The sequence below is a fragment of the Rothia mucilaginosa genome, assembly GCF_001548235.1.
GTDB lineage: Bacteria > Actinomycetota > Actinomycetes > Actinomycetales > Micrococcaceae > Rothia > Rothia mucilaginosa_B.
The window spans coordinates 1204400-1227578 of the sequence record NZ_AP014938.1 but is presented as its reverse complement, the minus strand read 5'-3'; the positions used below and the strand labels follow the sequence as shown (position 1 = coordinate 1227578).

Annotated in this window: 23 protein-coding genes and 3 tRNA genes; 3 read left to right on the top strand and 23 right to left on the bottom strand. The window is 57.2% G+C overall.

Features of this window, described 5'->3' with window-relative positions:
- Positions 1 to 13: 13 nt before the first annotated feature.
- From RM6536_RS04750 to RM6536_RS04725, 6 genes are all read right to left on the bottom strand, one after another.
- Positions 14 to 436 carry a hypothetical protein gene (locus RM6536_RS04750; protein ID WP_060824260.1) on the bottom strand — a complete coding sequence of 141 codons (423 nt, stop codon included), beginning with the start codon at positions 434 to 436 and terminating at the stop codon, positions 14 to 16.
- Between the two features lie 109 nt (positions 437 to 545).
- Complete coding sequence (locus RM6536_RS04745; protein WP_060824259.1) at positions 546 to 989, bottom strand: hypothetical protein; 444 nt, start codon at positions 987 to 989, stop codon at positions 546 to 548.
- Between the two features lie 107 nt (positions 990 to 1096).
- On the bottom strand, positions 1097 to 1375 hold the full coding sequence (locus tag RM6536_RS09150; RefSeq protein WP_231917932.1) for a hypothetical protein: 279 nt from the start codon (positions 1373 to 1375) through the stop codon (positions 1097 to 1099).
- A 211-nt stretch (positions 1376 to 1586) separates the two neighbouring features.
- A complete protein-coding gene (locus tag RM6536_RS04735) occupies positions 1587 to 2024 on the bottom strand; it encodes a DUF4190 domain-containing protein (protein ID WP_060824257.1) in 438 nt (145 codons plus the stop codon).
- A gap of 172 nt (positions 2025 to 2196) precedes the next feature.
- Positions 2197 to 2832, bottom strand: a complete 636-nt coding sequence (locus RM6536_RS04730; protein ID WP_060824256.1) for a polyprenyltransferase — start codon at positions 2830 to 2832, stop codon at positions 2197 to 2199.
- A gap of 211 nt (positions 2833 to 3043) precedes the next feature.
- A complete protein-coding gene (locus RM6536_RS04725) occupies positions 3044 to 3391 on the bottom strand; it encodes a DUF4190 domain-containing protein (protein ID WP_060824255.1) in 348 nt (115 codons plus the stop codon).
- A gap of 255 nt (positions 3392 to 3646) precedes the next feature.
- Here RM6536_RS04725 and RM6536_RS04720 point away from each other — a divergent pair.
- Positions 3647 to 3738, top strand: a tRNA-Ser gene (locus tag RM6536_RS04720).
- Between the two features lie 93 nt (positions 3739 to 3831).
- Here the strand turns inward: RM6536_RS04720 and RM6536_RS04715 are convergent.
- The 9 genes from RM6536_RS04715 to RM6536_RS04675 form a co-directional block, all read right to left on the bottom strand.
- Positions 3832 to 4377, bottom strand: a complete 546-nt coding sequence (locus RM6536_RS04715; RefSeq protein ID WP_060824254.1) for a SixA phosphatase family protein — start codon at positions 4375 to 4377, stop codon at positions 3832 to 3834.
- Positions 4378 to 4530: 153 nt separating this feature from the next.
- The gene (locus RM6536_RS04710) at positions 4531 to 5283 is read right to left on the bottom strand and encodes a winged helix-turn-helix domain-containing protein (protein ID WP_060824253.1); all 753 of its coding nucleotides are present in this window, start codon (positions 5281 to 5283) and stop codon (positions 4531 to 4533) included.
- 568 nt (positions 5284 to 5851) lie between these two features.
- Positions 5852 to 6490, bottom strand: a complete 639-nt coding sequence (upp, locus tag RM6536_RS04705; protein WP_060824252.1) for a uracil phosphoribosyltransferase — start codon at positions 6488 to 6490, stop codon at positions 5852 to 5854.
- A gap of 216 nt (positions 6491 to 6706) precedes the next feature.
- Positions 6707 to 6793: transfer RNA gene (locus tag RM6536_RS04700), tRNA-Ser, on the bottom strand.
- A 168-nt stretch (positions 6794 to 6961) separates the two neighbouring features.
- The gene (locus RM6536_RS04695; protein ID WP_060824251.1) at positions 6962 to 7582 is read right to left on the bottom strand and encodes a TetR/AcrR family transcriptional regulator; all 621 of its coding nucleotides are present in this window, start codon (positions 7580 to 7582) and stop codon (positions 6962 to 6964) included.
- 80 nt (positions 7583 to 7662) lie between these two features.
- Positions 7663 to 10269 (bottom strand): YhgE/Pip domain-containing protein, encoded by a 2607-nt coding sequence (locus RM6536_RS04690; protein ID WP_060824250.1) that lies wholly within the window; start codon positions 10267 to 10269, stop codon positions 7663 to 7665.
- A 2-nt stretch (positions 10270 to 10271) separates the two neighbouring features.
- Entirely contained in the window at positions 10272 to 10922 is a 651-nt protein-coding gene (locus tag RM6536_RS04685) for a multidrug ABC transporter ATPase (RefSeq protein ID WP_231917930.1), read from the bottom strand.
- Between the two features lie 370 nt (positions 10923 to 11292).
- On the bottom strand, positions 11293 to 11820 hold the full coding sequence (locus tag RM6536_RS04680; RefSeq protein ID WP_060824248.1) for a nucleoside deaminase: 528 nt from the start codon (positions 11818 to 11820) through the stop codon (positions 11293 to 11295).
- 42 nt (positions 11821 to 11862) lie between these two features.
- On the bottom strand, positions 11863 to 14052 hold the full coding sequence (locus RM6536_RS04675; RefSeq protein ID WP_060824247.1) for a RecQ family ATP-dependent DNA helicase: 2190 nt from the start codon (positions 14050 to 14052) through the stop codon (positions 11863 to 11865).
- Positions 14053 to 14389: 337 nt separating this feature from the next.
- Between RM6536_RS04675 and RM6536_RS04670 the strand changes: the two genes are divergently transcribed.
- Positions 14390 to 15046 (top strand): DedA family protein, encoded by a 657-nt coding sequence (locus RM6536_RS04670; RefSeq protein WP_005504410.1) that lies wholly within the window; start codon positions 14390 to 14392, stop codon positions 15044 to 15046.
- A gap of 122 nt (positions 15047 to 15168) precedes the next feature.
- Here the strand turns inward: RM6536_RS04670 and RM6536_RS04665 are convergent, their stop codons facing one another.
- The 8 genes from RM6536_RS04665 to RM6536_RS04630 form a co-directional block, all read right to left on the bottom strand.
- Positions 15169 to 15972, bottom strand: a complete 804-nt coding sequence (locus RM6536_RS04665) for a hypothetical protein (RefSeq protein WP_231917929.1) — start codon at positions 15970 to 15972, stop codon at positions 15169 to 15171.
- A 201-nt stretch (positions 15973 to 16173) separates the two neighbouring features.
- On the bottom strand, positions 16174 to 17046 hold the full coding sequence (locus tag RM6536_RS04660; protein ID WP_231917928.1) for a multidrug ABC transporter permease: 873 nt from the start codon (positions 17044 to 17046) through the stop codon (positions 16174 to 16176).
- An 87-nt stretch (positions 17047 to 17133) separates the two neighbouring features.
- The gene (locus RM6536_RS04655) at positions 17134 to 18822 is read right to left on the bottom strand and encodes a hypothetical protein (RefSeq protein ID WP_060824244.1); all 1689 of its coding nucleotides are present in this window, start codon (positions 18820 to 18822) and stop codon (positions 17134 to 17136) included.
- A 79-nt stretch (positions 18823 to 18901) separates the two neighbouring features.
- Entirely contained in the window at positions 18902 to 19495 is a 594-nt protein-coding gene (locus tag RM6536_RS04650) for a multidrug DMT transporter permease (protein ID WP_049349909.1), read from the bottom strand.
- A gap of 110 nt (positions 19496 to 19605) precedes the next feature.
- The gene (locus RM6536_RS04645) at positions 19606 to 20343 is read right to left on the bottom strand and encodes an organic solvent tolerance protein OstA (protein ID WP_231917927.1); all 738 of its coding nucleotides are present in this window, start codon (positions 20341 to 20343) and stop codon (positions 19606 to 19608) included.
- Between the two features lie 257 nt (positions 20344 to 20600).
- Positions 20601 to 21290 (bottom strand): amino acid transporter, encoded by a 690-nt coding sequence (locus RM6536_RS04640; protein ID WP_060824243.1) that lies wholly within the window; start codon positions 21288 to 21290, stop codon positions 20601 to 20603.
- A 1-nt stretch (position 21291) separates the two neighbouring features.
- On the bottom strand, positions 21292 to 21801 hold the full coding sequence (locus RM6536_RS04635; RefSeq protein ID WP_060824242.1) for an asparaginase domain-containing protein: 510 nt from the start codon (positions 21799 to 21801) through the stop codon (positions 21292 to 21294).
- Between the two features lie 169 nt (positions 21802 to 21970).
- Positions 21971 to 22043, bottom strand: a tRNA-Lys gene (locus tag RM6536_RS04630).
- Positions 22044 to 22130: 87 nt separating this feature from the next.
- On the opposite strand from RM6536_RS04630, the gene RM6536_RS04625 reads away from it, so the two are divergent.
- Complete coding sequence (locus RM6536_RS04625; RefSeq protein ID WP_060824241.1) at positions 22131 to 22919, top strand: hypothetical protein; 789 nt, start codon at positions 22131 to 22133, stop codon at positions 22917 to 22919.
- Positions 22920 to 23179 lie beyond the last annotated feature (260 nt).

The following is a 23179-nucleotide window of genomic DNA, read 5'->3' as shown; positions in this document are numbered from 1 at the left end:
CGTACTGGCGCTTTTATAAAGAGTGACTGAGGCTTATCAGGAACAAGATGACAAAAATATAGAGAGCGAGGACAATACCTACACCCGCCCAGCTGAGAATACGACCCGCTGGGGCAGGCACACCGTGCCGTCTCGCCACTCGCCCTTGCCAGATACCCAAGATGCCCAGTATCAGTGAGATAAAGGTGAGATCTGCTCCCCAGACCCAGCTCCATAGCGGGATACACAGTAGGCTGAGAGCGCCGAAAAACAATGAAAGACTTGCCGCATTCTCCCCATCCCGCCGTTTCGAGAAGCCAGGTGAAACCTTTTTTCCGGGTAGTAACTGGTTACCTAAAACACCAGCGTAGGGTTGCCAGCTGCCATTTGTCTGGTTGAGCTTGTTGTGTTCGGGGTTGTAGTCAAAAGCTTCATTGTTTTGGGATAGTTGCGACATCGCATCCACAACCTTTCACATTCAACGTTGGAGAAGTATTACACCCACTAGCCCCTCCCCTGAGTACCAGAGCGAGAGGACACGCAGGCTCCCCGTGGAGTTGACGTCGTTATATGCCGCCGGTCATAACAATCAAGAACAATGCGACGATGATGGCGAAGGGAAGGGCAAGAATTACACCCGCCCAGCTGAGAATACGACCCGCTAGGGCAGGCACACCGTGCCGCTTCGCTACCCACCCCTGCCAGACACCCAGGACGTTCAGCAACGGCGCAACGACAACTACCCGCAAACCACTGCTGTCATAATCATGGATAAACCACCAATACCCTAGACAGAAAAACAGGAGACCAAGGAGTCCGAAAAGTAGGGAGACGTTCGCTGCCCTTTTACCGTCTTGTGCCCTTCGCACGCCGGAAGATTGCTCGCTCGCACGTTGCGGCCATTCGTCCGCGTCGTCAGCGTCGGACGGCTGGCTGTCATTTCCCTGATAGAGCTTGGCGTACTCGGGACTGTAATCAAAAGCTTCATTATTTTGGGGTAGCTGCGACATCGCATCCACAACCTTTCACATTCAACGCTGGAGAGGTATTACACCCACTAGCCCCTCCCCTAATCCACTAGAGCGAGAGGACATGCAGGCTTCTCGATAGACCGGCGTCAGTAGTCTTTAAGGCCAGAAAAGAGAATCGTGAGGAATACGACGAGGGCGCCTAGGAGCAGAAAAATGATCATGCCCACCACGTTGAGTATCATGCCCAGGATGGCATGCATACCGTGCCGTCTCGCCACTCGCGCTTGCCAGATTCCTAGGGAACTCAGTATCAGTGAGAAGGGGATGAAGTACAGCGACGAACGGATTCCGGGGATGCACGCAAAGCTGAGGGCACCGAAGAGTAGGGAGAGGTTCGCGGCGAACCGTCCAGTTTCCTGGCTCAAGACGTCATCCGAGAACTCACTCGCGGGTGGTAACTGTCCGCCCGGAGCTACAGTACCGGGGTACCCGTTACTGTTCTCCTGGTAGGGTTCGCTGTATTCGGGGCTGTTATCGAGAGTTTCATTGTTTTGGGGTAGCTGCGACATCGCATCCACAACCTTTCACATTCCACACACTAGTTAATCACCTCGGCTTGGGCTTTCACCGATGCACCTATCGACTGGTGTTAAACCACACCCACAGTGTCCAGACGTTCACGAGCACAAAGCTGACAATAGCCACCCAACTCAGCACGCGACCCGCGGCAGGAATCGCACCGTAGCGATCTGCTTCCTTAGCTTTCCATAGACCAAGAGCACCCAGAGCAACAGAAGGGATACCGAAAAGCCACCAGCCCCATACCGCAACACTGACAAGACTGAGCACGCCGAAGGCAAGTGAGAGTTGGGAGGCTCGTTCCCCCAGACCCCATTCAGAAGGCTCTCTTCTCTTAGTCGGGAGCGGTGTCAGCGGGGGCCGACTATCAGGGTCGAAGCGGTCCTTCGGGTTGTAGTCGTCATAGTGTTCGCTCGTGCTTTTATTCTGCTTTAGCCCCTTGTAGCCGAAATTCCGATCGAAGGGGTTGGGCTCTTGCGGGTAGTAGGACGACATTGTATCCACGACCTTTCAATACCGGGTGTTAAGCCCACCCTAGACTTTCCCTGCCGGGGGAACAAGCATGTCGAGCCCAATCCACGAAACATACGGCATATACACAGCAAAGCCCCGCTCCTCACATTGAGGAACGGGGCCTTTGCGCATCCTCCAGTGAGGGTGCAAGCTTTTAGAAGAATGCCAGTATCTGCGCAACATCCACCAGTCCGGAATTGGCTGCGGAATCAGAAAGGGCCAACATAATCGCCAGCAGAAGACTTCCACCCAAAAGCACCAGGAAAAGGCCACCAATAACTACGCTAATCCAGTTCAAGATACGACCAGCCGAAGCCGCCACGCCGAAACGCTCAGCCTCATTAGCCTTCATAACGCCGATAACGCCCAGAATCAGGGAGGGAATACCCAGCAAGAACCAGCCAAGCGTCAGAGCACAAGCCAAACCGATAATACCGAGCACCGTAGAAGTCTGAGCAGCCTTCTCACCAGCAATCTGCTCAGGGGTCTTCTGCAAAAAGCCCACAGGAACCATCATGGGCTGACCGTACTGGTCGAGCTGCTGGTACTGCTGGCCGTACGGGTCATACTGATTCTGACCATACGAGTCCTGACCATACGAATTCTGACCGTACTGGTCATAGGAATACTGATCGTAGGAGCCCTGCCCGTACTGGCCGTAAGAACCCTGACCATACTGGCCATACTGCGTGTTCTGCCCATACTGACCGTTCTGGTTGTACTGTTCGTTCAGACGGTTGTAGTCCGGGTTGTAGTCGTAGGGGTCTGAACCCCGAGGAGTCTGAGACATGGCATCTCACTTTCGTACGGCTGGTGTGTGTTAAACCTAATTCACCCTAACCCATGAATGGAACGGGTACAACTAAGTCCGTTATGCAACCCCCGCACAACGGACTCTGATGCGCTGGATACGCGCCTTATCAGGTACGCAAAAGCCCACGTGCGCACGGGGCGCTCGCGGGCTTTCTCAAATCATGAGGCTACTGCAGGTAGCTTCAATCCTAGTACTTTACAAAAATCTTCACCACAATCAGCAAAATAATACCGGCAGCGCCCAAAACAGTACCGGCAATAGCCATACCGCGGTTCTGCAGCTCGGGGTTATTCATAGCCAGGCGGCCGGTCGCAATAGCTACAGCACCAAGGATGAAACCGAAGACGAACAGGCTCACAATACCGCTCACCAGAGAGACAATCGACAGGGTCTTTGCCTTCTTCGCCTGAGCCTGCTGCTCAGGGGTCTGAACGGGCACACCGTAAGGAGCCTGCTGATTGAACTGGGGTGCCTGCTGGCTAAACTGGGGGTCCTGGTTGAACTGGGGCTGGGGGTTGTTGGGGTTTTCAGACATGATTTCTCATTTCGTTGAGTAAATAAGACAACTCTGGCAACGTTGCATGAAAAAATCACACGCCAGAGACGCCCTCTATTTATCGGTCGGACAGTAAGCAGTCTATCGAAAATGTGTATGAGCCTCAAAGCGCACAATCCATAGTCCACCCTATAAAGCAACACATACTCAGAGATATCCCCCAAAGCATGGGCCGAATTGACCAAGCGCAAAACAGCCTATATTCTTATAGGGATGCGCTCACGAGCGCACCGTGGAGACGTGCCAGAGCGGCCGAATGGACTTCACTGCTAATGAAGGGTCGGGGTTAAACTCGACCGGGGGTTCAAATCCCCCCGTCTCCGCCACAAAAAGCCCCGTACCAGCTGGTACGGGGCTTTTACTTTACCCACTTTATTCGGGCGCGAAGTCTAGAAGCTCTTGGCCTAGAAGACCCTAGCCTAGAAGCTCTTGAAGTCCACGAGGCGCGCATCCGCACCATCAAGCAGAGCCCACTCCCCCGGTACCTCGAACACCGCAATGGAAGAGGGCGGGAAACCGTAATACACATCCATGGACGCATTCGGGTCAGAATCAGGGCTCATCAAACGCTGCGCGGCATCCTGCACACCGGGCAGATGCGACACCACCATCAGAGAATGAACATTCTCCGAAACGCTGTTAATGCGCGCAATAATGCGGGACGCAGACACCTCATACAGCCCCTCATCCAGATGAGCAGTAGGCGCCTTCGCCCCCAAACCATCCGAAACCCAAGTCGTCGTCTGACGAGTACGCAAAGCCGACGACGACATAATCTGCTCCGGAATATAACCGCGAGCCGCCAGCCAGGCGCCAGCAGCGGCAGCCTGCTCATGGCCACGCTTCGTCAGCGGACGATCAAAATCGTTCAGACCCCAATCAGCCTCCGCATGGCGCATAATAATCATACGCTTGACCCCGCTGCGGTGCGAACCAGATGCAGTGTTGGAAGAATTTTCAGCCATACACCCATTCTATCTAGAGGGCGCCAGAACGTCCCGCACGCCACCACCGCACGCGCATACTGACGGCCAAGAGCAGGCACAAGTAAACCCCGGCGCACCGGCATCACGCCAGCACACCGGGGTGCACTCTGCAGAAACTAAATTCTGTACACGCTAGATCGAGTATTCCGGAGCAGCCCAGACAACAACCTCGGGGTGCTCAAAGAAGCGGTAACCCTGACCGCGCACCGTACGCACGGTACCCGACAGGCGGCCCAGCTTCGAACGCAGACGACGAATATGCACGTCAATCGTACGCTCATGCGGATGCTCGTCACCGGAGCTCCACAGCGCCTTCAGCAGCTCCTCACGACCCACGGTGCGAGAAGAATTCTCCACCAGGTGTGCCAGCAGCTCGAATTCCTTGAAGGTCAGCATGAGCGGCTCACCATCCAGGAACACCTCGCGGCGCGCCAAATCAATCAGCACACCCGAGGAGTGGCTATTCGTGGTCTCTGCCTCGCGGGTAACGTTCGCCTCCGGGTGCATGTACATTGCGGTCGGATCGCCCAACGCATTACGCACAACCTCAAGGTCGCTACCCTCAGCGTTCACCGGAGCCAACGCCACAGCGGCATACGACTCCGACTCGGGAGCCAGATGGTGTGCATAAGTACGCAAATCCTGAACGATACGCACCAGGGAGGTGCCGTTCGCTGCGGCAAGCTCCTCGTTCAAACCCACATAGAGCACGAAGCCGCGTGCCTCATTTTCCTGAGCCTGCTTATGGGCAGAGTCACCGGCTGAGAAAGTCATCGGACGCAACGTTGCGGCCTGCGTAGCGGGACGCTGAGGCTGCACGACCTGGCGCTTAGCGGCGCGGCCGCGCTGGGAGATGTGGACATATCCAGGTACTGCGCCTGACATGGTTCAACCTTCTCTCAAAGTCTGTGTACGGGATCCCAGTCGTACGTAGTGTAGGGTGCGCCGGAAGTGACGCCGAGTCAAACAGTCCCCAATACCTGTTCGAGACTCAATCCTCTTACTTAATATTTCTCCTATTTGACGGATAAATCAAGCGGATTCGACATAGTGGATTCTCCTTTGTCACAAAGAGGAGTACAATACCCTTCCCCCATTTTGGGAGGTTTCATGCGGAACCTGAGGCTTTCAGCTTTTTTCTCACATAAATATTCACGGTTTCTGTTATGTATGGGGTACACCCTGCATTTTCATGTGAAGCTGTGAATACCCTTGAAGTTTTAATGCACCCTCCAGTACCATATTATGTTCCTCATCACATAATAGGTGGTGTGTTTCAAAAACCCACGCCGGCACCCAGCAGCACCATCGCCACCCAAGCCCCGGATGGGTTATACACGCACCGCCGCACTGCGGCACGCAACCAGCCGAACACCCCAAGACACAGCGAAGCGCCTCCACACATACATATGCAGAGGCGCCCCGCTCACATCACGTAAATAACGCTAAAAGACTACTCAGCCAGACCGTACAGGCGGTCACCAGCATCGCCCAGACCCGGAATAATGTACGCCTTCTCATTCAAACGCTCATCACGAGCAGCCAAGAACAGGTCAACATTCTCCATACCCTCAATGCCCTTCTCCAGAGCAGCAATGCCCTCAGGAGCAGCAATCAGGCACACACAAGTCACAGACTCAGCACCACGCTTACGCAGGAACTTAATAGCCTCAATCAGAGTGCCACCCGTAGCCAGCATCGGATCCAGCAGGTACACCTGACGACCAGTCAGGTCCTCCGGCAGACGCTCAGCATAGGTCACAATATCCAGGGTCTCCTCATTACGAGCCATACCCAGGAAGCCCACCTCAGCGGTCGGAACCATACGGGTCATACCCTCCAGCATGCCCAAACCAGCACGCAGAATCGGAACAACCAGCGGCTTAGGATCAGCAATACGAACACCGGTAGTGGTCGCCACTGGAGTCACAACCTCAACCTCTTCCACACGGATCTCGCGAGTCGCCTCATAGGCAAGAAGGGTCACCAGCTCATCAACCAGCTGACGGAAAATCGGGGACGGAGTGTTCTTATCACGCAGAACACTAATCTTGTGAGAGACCAGCGGGTGGTCAAGAATCTTAATACGCATAATACGATTTTACCCACCCCCAAATCAGCAAGCACCGGTAAAGCCCCGGAAGTGGCACACACCCTATAAAACTAGGCGAATACCGCCGCGCAGACACTCACCAGCACACCCACCAACGCACCCGTCAACACCACCCCAGAACAATCCAGAACAATCCAGAACAATCCAGGTATGCAAAAACCCGCCGAGACAAATCTCGACGGGTTTTCGTTGGTGCGGTGGTGGAGGGATTTGAACCCCCGTTGGCTTTTACACCAAACATCATTTCGAGTGATGCACCTTCGGCCGCTCGGACACACCACCAACAGTGGAAAACTATAGCACACCCCCAACAGGAGGGCAAGAACGAGCCTACCTATCGTGCCGCGTACGGCAGCCGGGTGTCGCCCTCTTCACGGCCCCTTTTCACCGCGCCCTTTTCGACACCCGACACCGAAGTCCCGGCACGTCTGCAGACCCCAACAGGTCCGCCTAATGACGGATATACCCATCTACAACTAGCATGACAGCACGCGTTGCATCCTCAGCATTGCGCTCCGCCTGATGCACTTCACGATCCATGGCAAGCATATAAATCGCTCCGAACATAGAGATCGCAATCGCACGAGGATTCTGAGCGGTATCAACCGTATAGCGGCGAGCCACAGCCTCCGTCATCTCCTCCAAATAATTCAGAAGATTCAAACGGTTATCGCTCATCGCATCGGTCCAACCATCCGCGCCCTTCCACGCCTCCGCAAGCCACATCCGAGTAAAACCCGGACGGTCCTCAAGATACTGGAATGCGGCGCGAATAGCACTCCGCAAAGCCTCACGCGGGTCAGAATGAACCGACGCCGCGCGACGCGCATCGTTCAGCAGCAACTGCGTGCCGTACTGAACCAGCTGATCCACCATGGTCTTCTTAGAACCGAAATTGTAATACACGGTTCCCTTAGAAACACCCGCCCGGGCAGCCACCTCTTCAACAGTGGCGTACTCAAGCCCCTTTTGGGTCATGATTTCCATAGCAGCGTTGAACAACTTCAACTGAGTTCTACCTGTACGGCCGGGACGACGACTTGCAGCTTCAGCGACTGGGCGCTGCAACATCAGAAGTCCTCCCTCCCTTTTTGCAGATATATCTCTATTTTATTAGACAGTTTTCCCCCGGTGCGACCAAACAGGGTTCGTTACACCGTAATCTCCGGTGCAAGCTTCTTCAGCGACCACGTACGATCACGACGCGTGCCAATGTAACCCAACACCAGACCAGCCAGACCCCACAGAGTCAAAACCAGCATGATGCCCCACAGGCTCGACTCATCAATGCCATACGCCAAACGACGCGTACCCGCCACCGCATAACCCATCGGGAAGAAGTCATGCATCCAACGGATCGACTCAGGCAGAGTCTCATACGGCATCGTGCCGCCCGCAGTAATCAGCTGCAGAATCAGAATGACCAAAGCAACAAGCTTGCCCGGCGCACCCAAAATCACCGTCAGACCATGAATGAAACCGGTAAAGACCAAAGCCACATAGCAGAGGAACAGCCACACCAGCCACGGATGAGCCATCTCAAAGCCCAAACCGAACTTAATCGCGGCGAACATCAGAGTCGCCTGAGCAATACCCACCAGGCCAAACGGCATCCAGCTACCGAGCATCACACGAATCGACGGAGCATGCGAAGCCAACGCACGGTTATTCATCACGCGCAACGTCTGAACCAGCATCAAGCCGCCAATCCACAGCGCCAAGCACATGAAGAACGGGCCCATGCCCTCACCGTAGTTACGACCCGACGCCAACGAATCATGCGACAAAGTCACAGGGTTCGACATCGTATCCGCAACCTTCGCCTGCTCACTCGGCGCAAGGCTCGGAACCTGCTTAGCACCAGAAGCCAAACCGCTCTCCAGCGACGACGTACCATTCTTCAACTCGGAAGCACCATCATTCAGCTGCGAAGAACCATCAGACAGCTTCGCAGTACCGTCAGAAAGCTTCGACGCGCCGTCCTTCAGCTCATTCGCGCCATCAGCCAACTTCTGCTGACCGTCAACCGCAGACTGCTCCTTCTCCGCCAAAGTGCCGCTACCATCCTTCAGCTCGGCGGTACCGCTCTTCAAAGAACCGGTACCTTCCTTCAGCTCAGAAGCACCACCCGACAGAGTCGCAGAACCACTCGCAAGGCTCGAAGCACCCGAAGCAATCTTAGAATTACCATCAGCCAAAGTCGCCGAACCCGACGCCAACGAGGAGGCGCCAGCATCCACACGAGCGGCACCCTCAGCCAACGACGAAGCACCCTTCGCCAGCGACGAAGCACCAGAATCCAGCGCATCCACGCCAGACACCAAAGTCTGAATCTTCGCCGCAGTCGACGACGAACCATCAGAAATACAATGGCTCGACTTCAACGCGCTCAGCTTCGACAGAGCATCAGCAGCGGCAGCATCACGAGTAGCCAGATGAGACTGCAGAGCCTTCTGATTCAGCTCAGCAACCTCATTCTTCGTCTCCTCAGAATCAACAGCAGCCACCAGCTGATCAGCCTGCTCCTGAGTCAACGTACCCGCCTCAACCAACGGCGCCAACTGAGCACGCATCTTCTGAGCAGTCGCAGACACCACAGTATTCGACAGATCACGACCAAAATCGCCACTACCTGCAGAAGTATCCGTCTCATGCAGACGCATGCACATCGCATTCAACTCAGCCGGCAACTCACGAATACCCGCCTGATCCATGCCGGTACGCAACTGATGGATACCAGACGCCAAATCATTAGCGCCCTTCGCAACCGAAGCCGAACCACTCTTCAAGCTCGCAGTACCCTCAGCCAGGGTCGCCGAACCGTCCTTCAACTTCGCCGCACCATCAGAAGCAGACGCAGCCGCCGAAGCCAAAGTCGACGAACCATCCTTCAAATTCGAAGCACCATCGGCAAGCTTCGCAGCACCAGAATCCAGCTTCGCAGCACCCGAATCCAAAGTCGAGACACCATCAGCAAGCTTCGCAGCGCCCTCCGCCAACTGCTTCTGACCATCCAACAACTGGGACTGGCCATCAGCCAGGGAGGACGTGCCATCCTTCAGCTTCACGGCACCATCATTCACCGTGGCGGTGCCATCCTTCAGCTGAACAATCGCATCCGCCAGCTTCACCGTGCCGTTATTCACCTTCGACGCACCATCAGCAGCCTCACCCATCTTCGAATGAATAGTCGTGAAGCTAGCCAACAGTGAATTCGCCGTAGAATTACCGACCTTCTCCGCCACCGAATCACGCACCGAAGTGCCCGCCTTCGTGACAATATTCGTCAGCACATAGTTATTGGCATCATTCGTAATGACCTCAATACCCGCCGCACGCGGATCAACAGTGCCCGTCTTGCCGTTAGCATCAGGCTTGAACGAACCGATACTCTGCAAATTACGGGAGAAATCCTTCGGAATCACCATCGCAAAGTCGTAAGTACCGTTCTCCACGCCTTCAACAGCCTCAGCGCGGGTCTGCACCTGACGCCAATCAAACGTGCCCGCATCCAGAAGGTTCTTCTTCACATCAGCACCGGTGTTCACCTGCTTACCTTCAGAATCCGTCGCGCCCTCATCCTCAACCACCAGGGCGCCCACAATGCCATTCACATGGCCGTAAGCATCCCAGTTACCGTACAGGTACAGGGCACCGTACAGCAGCGGAATGCAGGACATCGCAAGCAGCACCAAAACCGGCAGAACACCGCTGGTCAGGCGTTTCAGCTCAACGAGTGCAACACGCAGAACAGTCATTCTTACTCCTTCTCAGCGTTTTCGCCATGTTCGGGGGAATCATTGGAGGATTCAACCTCGCCCTCAACAGGATCCGGCGCGTTCTCCTCAGGGGCACGGCCGACCACAGCACGTGCACCATGCCAGGACTCCGAAATATGGGGCACAACCGCCACCACCGTGCGCGGGTGGTCCTCATCCGCGGCAAGCTCCTCCAGATACGGAAGCCACATGTACGTGTGGTTCAGATGGCGGGAAGGAGTATCAAAAACCAGCAGGTCAGAGGGGCTATGCTTCGCCAAAGTGGCCATCAGCTCAATGTTCATCTCGCCGCTAATCTCATCCATCCACAGCCCGTCCAGCTCCTCCAGGCCGCGTTCAGCCAGCCAGCGGCTCGCGCGAGGACGACCAAAAATCGGCAGGTTATAGGACAGCATCTCCGACACGTAATCGTGCACGCGCATATGCTGCTCGGGAGCAGTCACGTCGGGGGAATCCACCACGCTACTGAGAGCACGCAAACGCTTCATCGAAATACGGCGAGGCTCATCATCGCCCTTGCTCCAGCTAATCGTGCCGCCGGACAGGGGAAGGCGGCCAGTCAGCGCCAACGCAAGAGAGGTACGCTCCAGCTGGCTATCTGCCTGAACAATAATGACTTCACCCTCGCCCACTGAGAAGGTGGTGCGGTCAAAAAGCGGAGTGTGGCGCCCTTTTGCCCAAATATTGTCAACTCTTAACACGGTTAAATCCCCTCAGAGAATGGACGGTTCGGGTGAGTTTCTGGGAGTCCTCCGCGGGCACCGCGCGGGGTGTTAAACGACAGGCGCGGGCAGGCGGAGGCTCCAATGCCTATATATGGTAGACCCAGTTGTGTGTGATGTAGTGGGCTTTTCTTGAAAAACAGGGGTCATTTTTGAAATTCTTGAAGTATTTTTCAAAGAAATGGGGTTTTTCGTACAAATAACGTGAAAAGCCACGCAGCCTCTGCGCGGCTTTCCACGTTATACAAAACAGTTCCTGAAGCGCCACCACGGGTGACGGTTAGGGGCGGCGTTCCTTAAAGAAGTCCATCATCAACTGCGCGCACTCATCGGCGCGCACCCCTGCATACACCTCGGGAGCCGGAGCAACCCTGCCGTCACGCAGCACATCGTAACGGCTACCGGCAGCACCGGTCTTCTCTTCCCAGGCGCCAAAAACCACCGTCGAAACGCGTGACGCCAAAATCGTGCCGGCACACATCAGGCACGGCTCCACGGTCACGACCAGGGTGCAACCGTCCAGGCGCCACTGCCCACGATGCGCCGCCGCCTGACGAATCGCATTCACCTCCGCATGGGCGCTGGGGTCATGCTCCTGCTCGCGGGTATTGCCCGCTGAACCAATAATGATGCCCTGCTCATCCACCACCACGGCGCCGATAGGAATCTCGCCACGCTCACCAGCGGCGGCACCCTCAACGAGGGCGTGCGCCATCCACTCACTGTGTTCAGAGCGAGAGGGAATATCGCTGAGCACAGCGGAGGAACCATCAGTGACCGTTAATTTTGAATATTCCGAATATGACATAAATCCTCGTCAGGGGAATAAATGAAGCATTATCGAGCGCGACTAGTGAGTAGCAGCCAAAGAGAAAGGATACACCGCAGAAGCGCCCGCCAACCTCAGCTCGCGAGCCACCGCAGTAAACGCCCAGCGCGAATCCACCACATCAGAAACCAGCAGAACCGGGCACTGATGCTCACGCACATAGTCCAGAACCCCAGCAGGAACCCGGTACAAGCGCAACACGTCCGCGCAACGGAACGCGCTATTACCGCCAAAGAAACGGGGCTCATCCACCAGAGACACCTGACCCAAATCCACCAGGCGACCCACCGATGCCAGTCCCCGACCCAGAGACTGAGCCAAGCGCGGGCGCACCGGCGAAGGCAGAGTCAGCACCGCCACCGGACGACCCGCCTCAGCCCACTCCCAAGCGGCAAGCACCTTCACGCAGGCACGACCCAGCTCGGCAGGAACCTCAGAATCAACCGGCTCACCCAGCTCATTCGTCGCCAGAAGCTCACGCAGGCGAGTGCCGTACCCCATGTCGCTCAAACGTGCCAACGCATAACCGGGCTCAGCCTGCTCATCCGGGCGGATACGACCGCGCGGCGCATCCGCACCCATCAGCTGATCCAGCCCGCTCGGCCACATACGGCGCGGTTGCAGGGGCACACCCACCGTATTGAAGCTACTCTGCGCCGCCTGCTGCGCCTCAGCAGGAACTTCAACCGGGTACCAGGGACCCGCACACACATCGCAACGACCACAAGCAGTCGCGGAAGCATCATCAAGCTGCTGAGCCAGGAAAAGCATACGACACTGACTAGTGCGTTCATACTCGAGCATAGCGTTCTGCTCCAGCACACGCGCCTGCGCCACCGCCGCGTAACGGGCACTATCGTACTGCCACGGCGAAGAGGTTCGACGCCAATAGTTGCCTTCCTTCACGGCGGCACCCTCAACGTCCAGGACCTTCAGCAGAAGCTCCAGGGTGGAGCGGCGCAGCTGAACGCGCGCCTCCAACGCGGTAATACTCAACCCCTCCGGGGACTGGGCGAGGGCATCCAGCACCGCCAGCGCCTGTTCCTCGTTAGGCATGGAGGCGGTCGCAAAATACTCCCAAATGGCGCGGTCTTCACGACCGGGCAGGAGCAGAACATCAGCGTTGACGGCACCTCGTCCGGCGCGGCCAATCTGCTGGTAGTAGCTCACCGCAGACGACGGCGCGCCCAGGTGCACAACAAAACCCAAATCAGGCTTATCAAAACCCATACCGAGGGCACTTGTCGCAACAAGGGCCTTCACCCTGTTTTCCTTGAGTGCCTGCTCTGCAACCAGCCGCTCATCCGGGTCAGTTTTACCGGTGTAGGCGAGCACCTCGTAGCCGCTGGCACGCAGAGCATTTGCGGTATCTTCTGCCGCAGAGACAGTCAACGTGTAGATAATGCCCGAACCGGGCAGGCTGTTCAGGTGCGTGAGCAGCCAACCGATGCGTTGCGCCTCATAAGGCAGGGTCAGAACGCCCAGGCGCAGGGACTCGCGGGACAGCGGACCACGCAGCACATGTACAGGTGCGGTGGTATCAGTGCTGAGCTGTTCGGCGATATCGCGGCTAACGCGGTCATTAGCGGTCGCGGTTGTCGCCAGCACCGGCACACCCACCGGCAGAGACTTAATGAGCGAACCAATACGGCGGTAATCGGGGCGGAAATCATGGCCCCAGTCAGAAATACAGTGCGCCTCATCAATAACAAGCAGGCCCAGGCGCGGCAGCAGGTACGGCAGCCACTGCTCGCGGAACGCCGGGTTATTGAGGCGTTCGGGGCCCACCAGCAGCACATCGAGCTCATCAGTTTCGAGGCGGGTGCGGATCTCATCCCATTCGGTCACGTTCGCGGAGTTCACCATTGCGGCGCGCACCCCCGCGCGGGATGCTGCCTCAACCTGATCACGCATCAGGGAGAGCAGTGGGGAGACAATAAGCGCCGGGCCCATACCGCGGGCACGCAACAGCAGGGAGGAGATGAAGTAGACGGCGGACTTACCCCAGCCGGTACGCTGCACCACCACAGTGCGGGCTCGGTCGGCGACGAGGGCGCGAATCGCCTCGTACTGGCCATCGTGGAACTCAGCATCAGCGACACCGGTGAGGCGGCGCAACACTTCGCGGGCTTCAGCGTGCAGAGGGTCAGCCTGCAGGGAATCGGTGCGCAGGGAGTCCGCGGGGCTGGAAGCTGACTGCTGGGGGTTCATGGTTCTCTCCAACGGTGGGTGGTTGGGTCAATCGCTACGCCGCGACGCGCCGTGCTCTCTTTCCATCATGTCACACCCGGTATCGCCCGGCTCTGCGGATGGTCATTTCTTGGGGAGGCACGCGAGCGCCGCGTCACCTCAGGTTGTTTCGCCATGCGGGCGAGGAGATTTACGCCTCGCTCACCCGTGCGTCCGGCGTAAATGCCGGTAGAATTGTGCCAGTAATACACAGCCTCCGCATAGTTTTGCACAATGTTCACCATAGGTACGCTTTCTATGCTGGTGTTACTCCGCCGCCGATCCGTGTGTGCGGTCCACTCACAGTTCAGGATTTTTCATGACTTTTCTTGCCACCGCTTTGGCGCATCTTCCGGTTGCGCTCTTGGGCCTCGACCTTGAGCAGTTCCTGCTCGATACCGGCCCCTGGGTTCTGGTTGTTTCGGCAATTATCGTATTTATTGAGTCCGGTGTTCTTTTCCCGGTTCTTCCGGGTGACTCCCTGATTTTTGCTCTGGGTATGTTGCATGAGCAGATGGGCCTGTCCCTGTGGGTTGCGTTCCCGGTCCTGGTGCTGGTTGCTATTGCTGGCGCTGAGGTTGGCTACCAGATTGGTGCCCGTTACGGCCGTAAGATCTTCAAGGATGACGCGAAGATTCTGAGCACTAAGAACCTGCACACTACCGAGGAGTTCTTCCAGAAGCGCGGTAGTTTGGCTCTGGTTCTGGGTCGTTTCGTGCCGATTGTTCGTACTTTTGTGTCTCTTGCGGCTGGTATTTCTTCGTACGACCGTAAGAAGTTCCACCTGTGGAATGTTGTTGGCGCGGTTGCGTGGATTGGTTTGATTGGTCTGGCGGGTGTGCTGCTGGGCGGTATCCCGTTCGTGCATAACAACATTGAGTACATTGCTGTGATTATTGTGGCGGTTTCTGTGGTGCCGGTTATTATCGAGTACCTGCGTGGCCGTTCGAAGGCGAAGCAGGAATCTGCTGAGTAATACGTGAGTCCTTCTCGGCTGCTGAGCCGGGGATGAGAAAGGGTGGGGATACCGTTTGGTATCCCCACCCTTTTCATGCTCTAAACCTTTTGGTGATAGTGGTGCCGTCTGGGGCAAACGCCCTAGTTGAGGCGGTTCCCACCCTCGTTGGAGTTTGGGTCAGATACTGGCGAATTCTGACCGACCACCTGGCTATGCGGTGTGTTGCCGGTAGCCGTGTACGCCCACGCAGAGGGACGAGTCAGCAACACAATGTTCCGGATGTAGAGGATAGTAATGACAACACCAACCGCGGTACTCAAGAGAAGAGAAATCGCCAGGTCCATAGAGTCGTAGGACTGCAAATATTCCATCAACCAGGTGAGATAGCGGGAGTCCATCAAGAAATCTTGCGCAAACCAATACATACGGCTCAAGACCTCGTAGGCGCTACACACGAGGATAAGTATGTGCGCCCATCTGTGCCCTTCCCAGGTCTTCCAGAAGAGGAAAACCTGGATAAAAATGAAGATGAGAGGGAAGCCCAGCGTGAAGAGAAGAGACAGCGCCCCCAAGCTGGAGGTTAGATTCTTAAGGAGTATGAACGTTTGAATATTCCTGAAAAGCAACAGAATAATGATGACGGTCATGCACCGCTTAGCACTGCGCAGGGCCCTCGGGCGTACCCGACCCGCACGTTCGGAGGCGACAGCGTAACCGGCGGTCGCCTCCCGGTAGCCGGTGGTGGTTTGCTCGGAGGCGCTGGCGCCGGGTGCGCTGTCCCCCGCCGCATTACTCTCTGCAGTGCCACTGGGGGCGGTACTGGTGGGGGCGGCGTTACTCTCTGCCGTGCTATTTTCAGCCTCGTCGGAGGGCAACAGCACACTGTACTCGGGAACCGTGTACTCCGGGTCATTCAACGGTTGCTTCGGGGTACGTTCTGACATCGTCATTCCTTTCTCCCCTGGCGCCCACCCCGCGTTACAGTGCACAGGGCGGGCGTTAAAGAGTCTTACCCCAAGGATATAAGGAGGCGCGCCACACCCCAGGAAGGCGGTACCCTTTCTCAGCGTATTCAGAGGTACCCGAGTCATCACGTGCGCCATTCCGAGAGCTAGCCTCGGAACTCCTGACGTTGTTGCGCCTTTCTACGTGCCCCATCCAGCGCTACGGTGTGGCGGGCGAGGGTTGTTTCTCTCTGATGAGATGCGTTCGCCGTCCTTGTCATCAGCGAAAAGTTCTCGAAGTTCTGCCGGGACCTGACCGGCAGCCTGTCTCGTCTCAGACATCATCTGCTGGTGTTCTAGTGCACGTGCTCCGCTAACGATTTGGGTGTACGTCCTAATAGGAGCACGAGTCAGCAGCACAATCATCAGGAGGTAAAGAATGAGAGTAAAAACGCCGCTCACGATACGCACCAGGCTGGACGCCGCAGCCGCTCTAGAGCTTAACTCCGAGAAATTATCCGCAAGAATAAGCACACCGCTAGCAGCCGCGAGAGCGCAGTAGATGATGGCAAGAATGCGCGCCCACTCGCGGCCATCCCAGATCTTCCAGAGAACAAAAATCGGGATGGCGGAGATGATGAGGGTAACCACCAGTGCAGAGAAGAGAACACTCACCACCATCTCAAAATCGATATACGACCGGCTTAGAATCGGCAGAAAATTACTCAGGGGCCCCAGCACGATAATGGCGGCAGCGCACCACATGACGCTGCGCATAGCCTTCGGGCGCTCCGGAATTACCTGCTCGGAGGCGGCAGTGTAGCCGGTGGTCGCCTTCCGGTAGCCAGTAGTGGTTTGCTCGGGGGTGCTGGCGTGTTCGGAGACGCTGCCGCCGGGTGCGTTGTCCTCTGCCGCGCTAGTGTCTGCGGCGCTACCGGAAGCTACGTTGCTGGAGACGGCATCGCCCTCTGCCGCGCTGTTTTCAGGTTCGCTGGAGGGCAACAGCACGCTGTACTCGGGAACCGTGTACTCCGGATCGTTCAACGGCTGCTTCGGGGTACGTTCTGACATCATTGTTCCTTTCTTCTCTTCGCACCTGCCTCGCGCGCTGTAGCACGGGGCGGGTGGCAAAGAGTCTCCCCATGGGGAGGGGCATCCGCCCTAGTTGAGGCGGTAGCCTTCCTCGGTGTACACGGAAGTATCTTTGTAGCCGCGCTGTTCGTTACGGGAGTTCTTCCGCGCATCCGTGCGGCGGGTCGTCTTGTACTGCTGAGCGACCGCTTCTTCAGCGCGTCGGTTAGCTTCCTTTTCTTCCCGACGTGTCTGCTCCTCTTCCAGGCGAGCACGCGTTTCTGCGTCTGCACTCTGATGACCAATGACATGACCGCCACCGGCGTTCACCTGTTCGCGTGCTTCCATCCGTGCCAACCTCGCGGTAGCCATAAACAACCTGGTGGAACGGCTAATGAGCAGCACAACTATCAGGATGGAGAGGAGCGTAATCAAGGTGTCAGCAACATTCTCAGACAGCACAGCCGCCGCGTAGTACTGAGAACTCCACGTCTGCGTACCATTCAGCAACCGGGAAAGATAACCAGTCGTCAGGAAGGTGTTCACAAAATCTATCAAGCCCCTGATTGCTATATAAGCGAAGCTAATAAAGATGACGACATACGCCCAGAATCGGCCCCTCCACAGTCGCCAAAGGACAAACATCGGTATGGCGTGCTCAACGAGGAGGAGCACTGCACCGGGGATAATGAAACCCACCCATAATTCGACGCCACCGGCTGAACGCTCGTCAATCATATGTAGGAAGATTTTATGGGTTGCTTCCACCGCCATAATGGCGACAAAGCATCGCATGACGATACGCAGCGCCTTCGGGCGGGGCGGAAGCACCACCTGAGGCGCGGCAGGCGCGGTGGAGGCGGCGGTCGCCTCCGCACCCTCGTGCGCTTCCTGTTGGGGCTTATCCGACCCGCCAGACGCGCCTCCGAAGTTAGGCTTTACACCCGTCTTCTGGGCGCGCTGAACCTGCTGTATCTCAGCCAGCAGGCGGTTCTTCTCCGCCGGGTCCTTCGACAACGCATAATCGGCAGAGAGCTCACGCAGCAGCTGCTCGGTAGAGTCTTTGACCGGGCCCTCGTCTTCCTCGAGCTGGCGAAGAACATCCTCACGGGTCGGCTCTTCCTCATCATCCGCCATGCTGTCCTTGATGATCTGCATCTGCTTCCGAATCGCCGCGGGGCTCGGGACCACGCCCACGGCAGGGCGAGTCAGCAGGAACATGAGGACGGCGCTACCCGCCGTAATCACCCCGACCAGAGCCTGCGACACCATAGACGAAGCAGCGGCAGGATGCGACACCGGATCCAAAGCAGTGAATGCAGGGAAAAGCACCTGCGCCAGACCAAAAACACCGGCAAAGGCAAGAACACCACTCAAGGAACACAGCAGAAGGTACAGCATTATCAAGCGGCGCGGATTAACGTACCCTGACTTGGTATAGTCCAGAACGAACCAGAGGAACGGCACCACCAAGACAGCGTCAGACAGAACCTTCGGCAGGGCATAGCTAAGGAACGAGCCGATGTTCACACTCCGGCCCGCGGTAACGATAATCTGGTACGCATCCAGGAGGAAATACACCAGAATGAGCATCATCGCGATGGAATACGCTTTACCGAGAATCGCCATTCCCCGGTCGAATTGCTGCTCCTTATCGCCGACTATGCCGAGGTTTCTTTTCGCCTCTTCAAACGCCGCCCGCTCATCATATGTGCGCTTAGCAGCGCCGGGGGTAGTCTGCGATGTGGATTCGTGCGCAGGTTCGGAAGTAGGGTGCACGAGTCATCCTAACTGTGGTTGGGTGAATAAAGTTATCGGTGAGCCGCAGGTCCGGGACCCGCAGCCAGAATCTGCAAGGCTAAATCAGGTAGTCCTCGCTGCGGCGCAGGCGCCAATCACGGCGCGCTTCCATGTACGAACGCGACTGACGCGACCACACCAACGCCAACGCGACCACACACACCAGCATGTACGGTGCAGCAATATATACCGGCGTGTACAGCGGGGAGGCGCTACTGAGCAGCAGCTCAACATCCTGGCTCGGCGCACCATTCAACGTACCCAGAAGAGCCGCGACTGCCAGCATAATCAGCAGGGATGCCAACACACCCAGCGCCAACGCCACCGACAGCACCAGCGCCGCCCAACGGTAACCACGCAGGTACGCCACAGTGCAGAAACCGTGCAGGGTCACGTTACCGAAGGCGCTGACCAGCAAAAACATCACCGGATAGTACGCCTGCGCCTCCACCAGCGACTGGGCACGCCAAGTCGAAAAATGCGACAGCTGCGTCGTCGCATACGTGACACCCGTGTACCCAATCAGCACCAGCCAACCCACGGCAATAGCGAGCAGAACCCAACCCGCCACAGACACGAGAGTGGGGGTGGCAGGCTTCGTAGGATGCGTGGTGTTCGGAGCGGATGGCGGAGAGGACTCGACGGCGGACATAGCTGAATCTTTCGAATGTCGGCTGATAGTGTGTGTGGAAGATGTATGAGCGAGTGTGTGGTGTGTGGGTGGCGGCGCGGCGTTCATCTACCGCGCCGCCTCAAAAAACTTTAGGCAGAAGTGGACGGGTCAACCGTCGCAGAAATACTTTCAGGTAGCAACGGAGAATCTGCCCGGTTCGCCATCGCAATTCGCAAGTTGTTGAAGCGGTAAATGGTCAGCAACGATAAACCGACCTCGCTCAACCAGACCAAGCCCAAGACAACAAGTATCAGCAGGGGGTCAAGCCCCATCGAAACCCCAGCCCAGTCGAGCATCAGCAGCAGGAACGTAATCGGTGAAAGCACCAGCCCCACCGCAACAAACCCAATCAGGGAGCAGATAGCCCAAACGCTATACACGGAGGCGTCCGCCGAATCACGCGGAGGGCGCATCAGCGGCCACATCTGAACCACCAGGTAAAGCGCCGCCACAAAACCAAAGCAAATCGCCAACGGCTGCGTGTACTGGGAGATAATGAGGCCTTCAACGATGCTCAAAATGCACAGAATAACGGCGCGGACCAGCAGGTTCTTCTTGAGCTTCTGTTTGCGTTCCTTCACCTCATCAGCGGTGTAGGTGCGCAGAAAAGCGGGCAGCTGCCCCTGCCCCGGGAACGGCGGTAGAGGACCCGTCGGATGCGTACGCACCACAATCGGCGGGTTCGTACCATCCTGAATGATGACGGTAGAAGTCGCCGAAATAACCGGATGCGAGCCCGTCACCACAGGCGGCGCGTTCAGCGGAACGGACACCTCCGGCGTGGCAGGAGTCACGTGACGGATAGGCGCCTGAAAGCGGGTCTGCATACTGATATCTTCATCCGGGTGTTCTGCGGATGAAGCGGCATCTGTGTTCAGGTGTGTAGCGCCCATGAGTGGCCTCCTGGCAGGTGCGGGTCGTGTTTCTGTCTCTACCGTATCACGCGTACTTTAAGGGAATCTGAGCAGTGGCTGGGCATCGTTGAGAGCGTGTCACACCGCCACTTATCACCCCATCAACACCCCTCAGGCATCACCCGGCAGAGGCGCGGATGCGCGGGGATTCGCCCGCCCGTCGGTGTGCGTTAGCTCTGCTCCGCTACACGCGAAGCCTCCGCATTCGGCTCTGCTACCTTCTGCTCTTCTGCATTCTGGTGCTCTTCCTCCGCCTTCTTCCGCTTGCTACGGCGCAGGCTCCTACGAACCGCCAAACTATAGAACAGCGAGAACAGAACCTCCAACGCAAACGACGCCATGACCGTCAGCAGGCTCACCGTATAGAACACGCCCACACGGTCTAGCAGCGTCTGCGGGCCGTGCAGGGTCACGAGTACATAGGTGAAGAACGCCGTCATGATGGTAGCCGCAACCCCGGATGCCACATTCGCCAGCCACACCAGCTTCACCGAACGGTTCGCCCGGTAAATCATGGCAAGCCACATATGCATCACCAGGTAGACCAGCGGCACCGCACCAATCGGGAAAAGCGTGACGCGGATGAAGTAATAGACAATGAGCAGCGAGGGCACGACCAGCAGTAGCACACGCACCAGGTACAGGTTCTTAGCCGGCAGCGGGTAATCACTGGTGACATTCCAGAACTCGTCAGCCTGCTGCTGTAGCTCCTCAATAGCTTGCAGCTGCATAAGCTGCGCCTGCGACATACTCTCCTGGGACATACGCTCCTGCGGCACAAGATCCGAGGACCCCTCCACCTGCGCAAGCTCAGCAGCAGAAACCGGTTCACCCCGCCGCATATGAGCGGAATCAGCCATCTTAGCCCTCAAAAATACCGCGAGAGCGGTCCTTACGCACGCTCTCAGCAGGGAAAATACGACCGCTCATGCTGATGTACACGCCCGGCTCCAGCAGGTTCAGGGCGGCAATAGCGGCACCCAGGTTGAAGCCGGCATCCGAACGAGCCATCACGGCGGGCTGCATCGCACCTGTCAGCACCACAACCTTATCGCCCAGGTCAGCGTGCTCGACCAGGTAGCGGGCAGTCTCCGGCATGGTGTCGGTGCCGTGGGTGATGAGCACCTGGTCGTTAGTGACAGCATTCAGCGCCTCGGTCAGCTCGGCACGATCCTCATCGGTCATGTCCAGGCTGTCCTTGCCAATCAGCGGGTGAATATCAAAACGGATATCGGTAATCACGCGGTCTAGCAGGTCCTTAGCGGCAGGCTCACCAATATCCATGGTGCCCGCCACCGAATAGAACTTATCGATCGTGCCGCCGGTGGCAAGAATCGTGATTTCTTCGGGGTTCTTAATGGTGACGCTCACGGGGTTTCCTCATCTTTTCGGGTCAACGTACACGAATCAAAAACTGCCAGGCAAACCCGGCAGGACACGCCCCACCACACGGGATAGGCACGGGGTAAACCCCGCGCATAAGGGTGAAGACGCAAAAACCCGCCGACCCCCGCAAAGCGGGAGGCGACGGGTCGGCTAGTGCGCCCTGTGGGGCTCGAACCCACGACCTGCGGATTAAAAGTCCGTAGCTCTACCGACTGAGCTAAAGGCGCTCCTATCCACACAAAACTGAAAGTGTGCAGATAGAAATACTATACACTACCGGCTCCCAGCCAATGAACGGTACACTGGAAAATCCTATGTCTACACCCGCAATATCAACCGGCGCCTCCGGGCGCTCACGTCACCGCACCCACCACCGACCCGTCCTCTACTCCGCCGAGAAATTTGAACGCCACGAAGGCGGCATGGACCCCGCCGCACGCGAAGAGGCGGCGCACGCCTCCGCACGCATCCTGCTGATGCGCGGACGCGGCACCGACGAGCAGATGACCGAACGGCTCGTCAGCTTCACCGACGACTACGGTATTGAGATGCTCGCCGAACTCTGGTCGCACGCGAGCGCCCACTCCCTGCCGGGTGCGCTGTGGCGTATGTACTGGCTACGGGATGTGGTGCATCGTTCGCCGCGCGGGGTGAGCCGCGCTTTTGAGCTGGGCATGGCGGAGGATTACCGTTCGCACGTGGTGGCGGGTGTTCCCGACCCGCCGAGTGCCGATGAGGTGGTCCGCACGATTGATGAGATTCTGGCGGGCCTGTACACCGGCGATATGGATATTGCGATGGAACGTTGCGCGGCGTTTGCGCACGTGGTGGCATTGGGTATTCGCACCGATTATGCGCGCTCTGCCGGGCAGGATAGTTCGGTTCCGGGTAGCCACGAGGTGAAGCGTGAGGCGGTGGAGCGTCGTGCTCGTCTGCCTCGTCAAGCTCAGCAGATGGAGCAGATCGCGCACGATTTGGAGGTGGTCGCCGCCCAGTTGCGTGCCGTTGAGGCTGGTCAGCAGGCTAACGGGGCTTCGGCGGCTGATTCTGCGCAGGAAAAATCTGCACAGGAAAAAACACAGACCAACCTCGAAGCATTCTAGTCTTCTGCAACGTTTAGGCGCCTAAAAATGCGGGTTCGTGCCGCGAATTGGCACAGGTTCCACATTGAGTCGCAGAGGCGTGAAAAGCCTGTTTCTAATTGACTCTGTGCCGGGTGCAGGTGGATAATAATTACAAGATGTCGGGTTGCTAATAGGTAGCCCCGGGCTCCAAATCTTTAGCCGCTTCGAGCGGCCTTCCGCCGAGAGGCGCTCCCAACCCGACATCCCTAAACGTTCCGGTGGGGGTCGAGAAATCGACC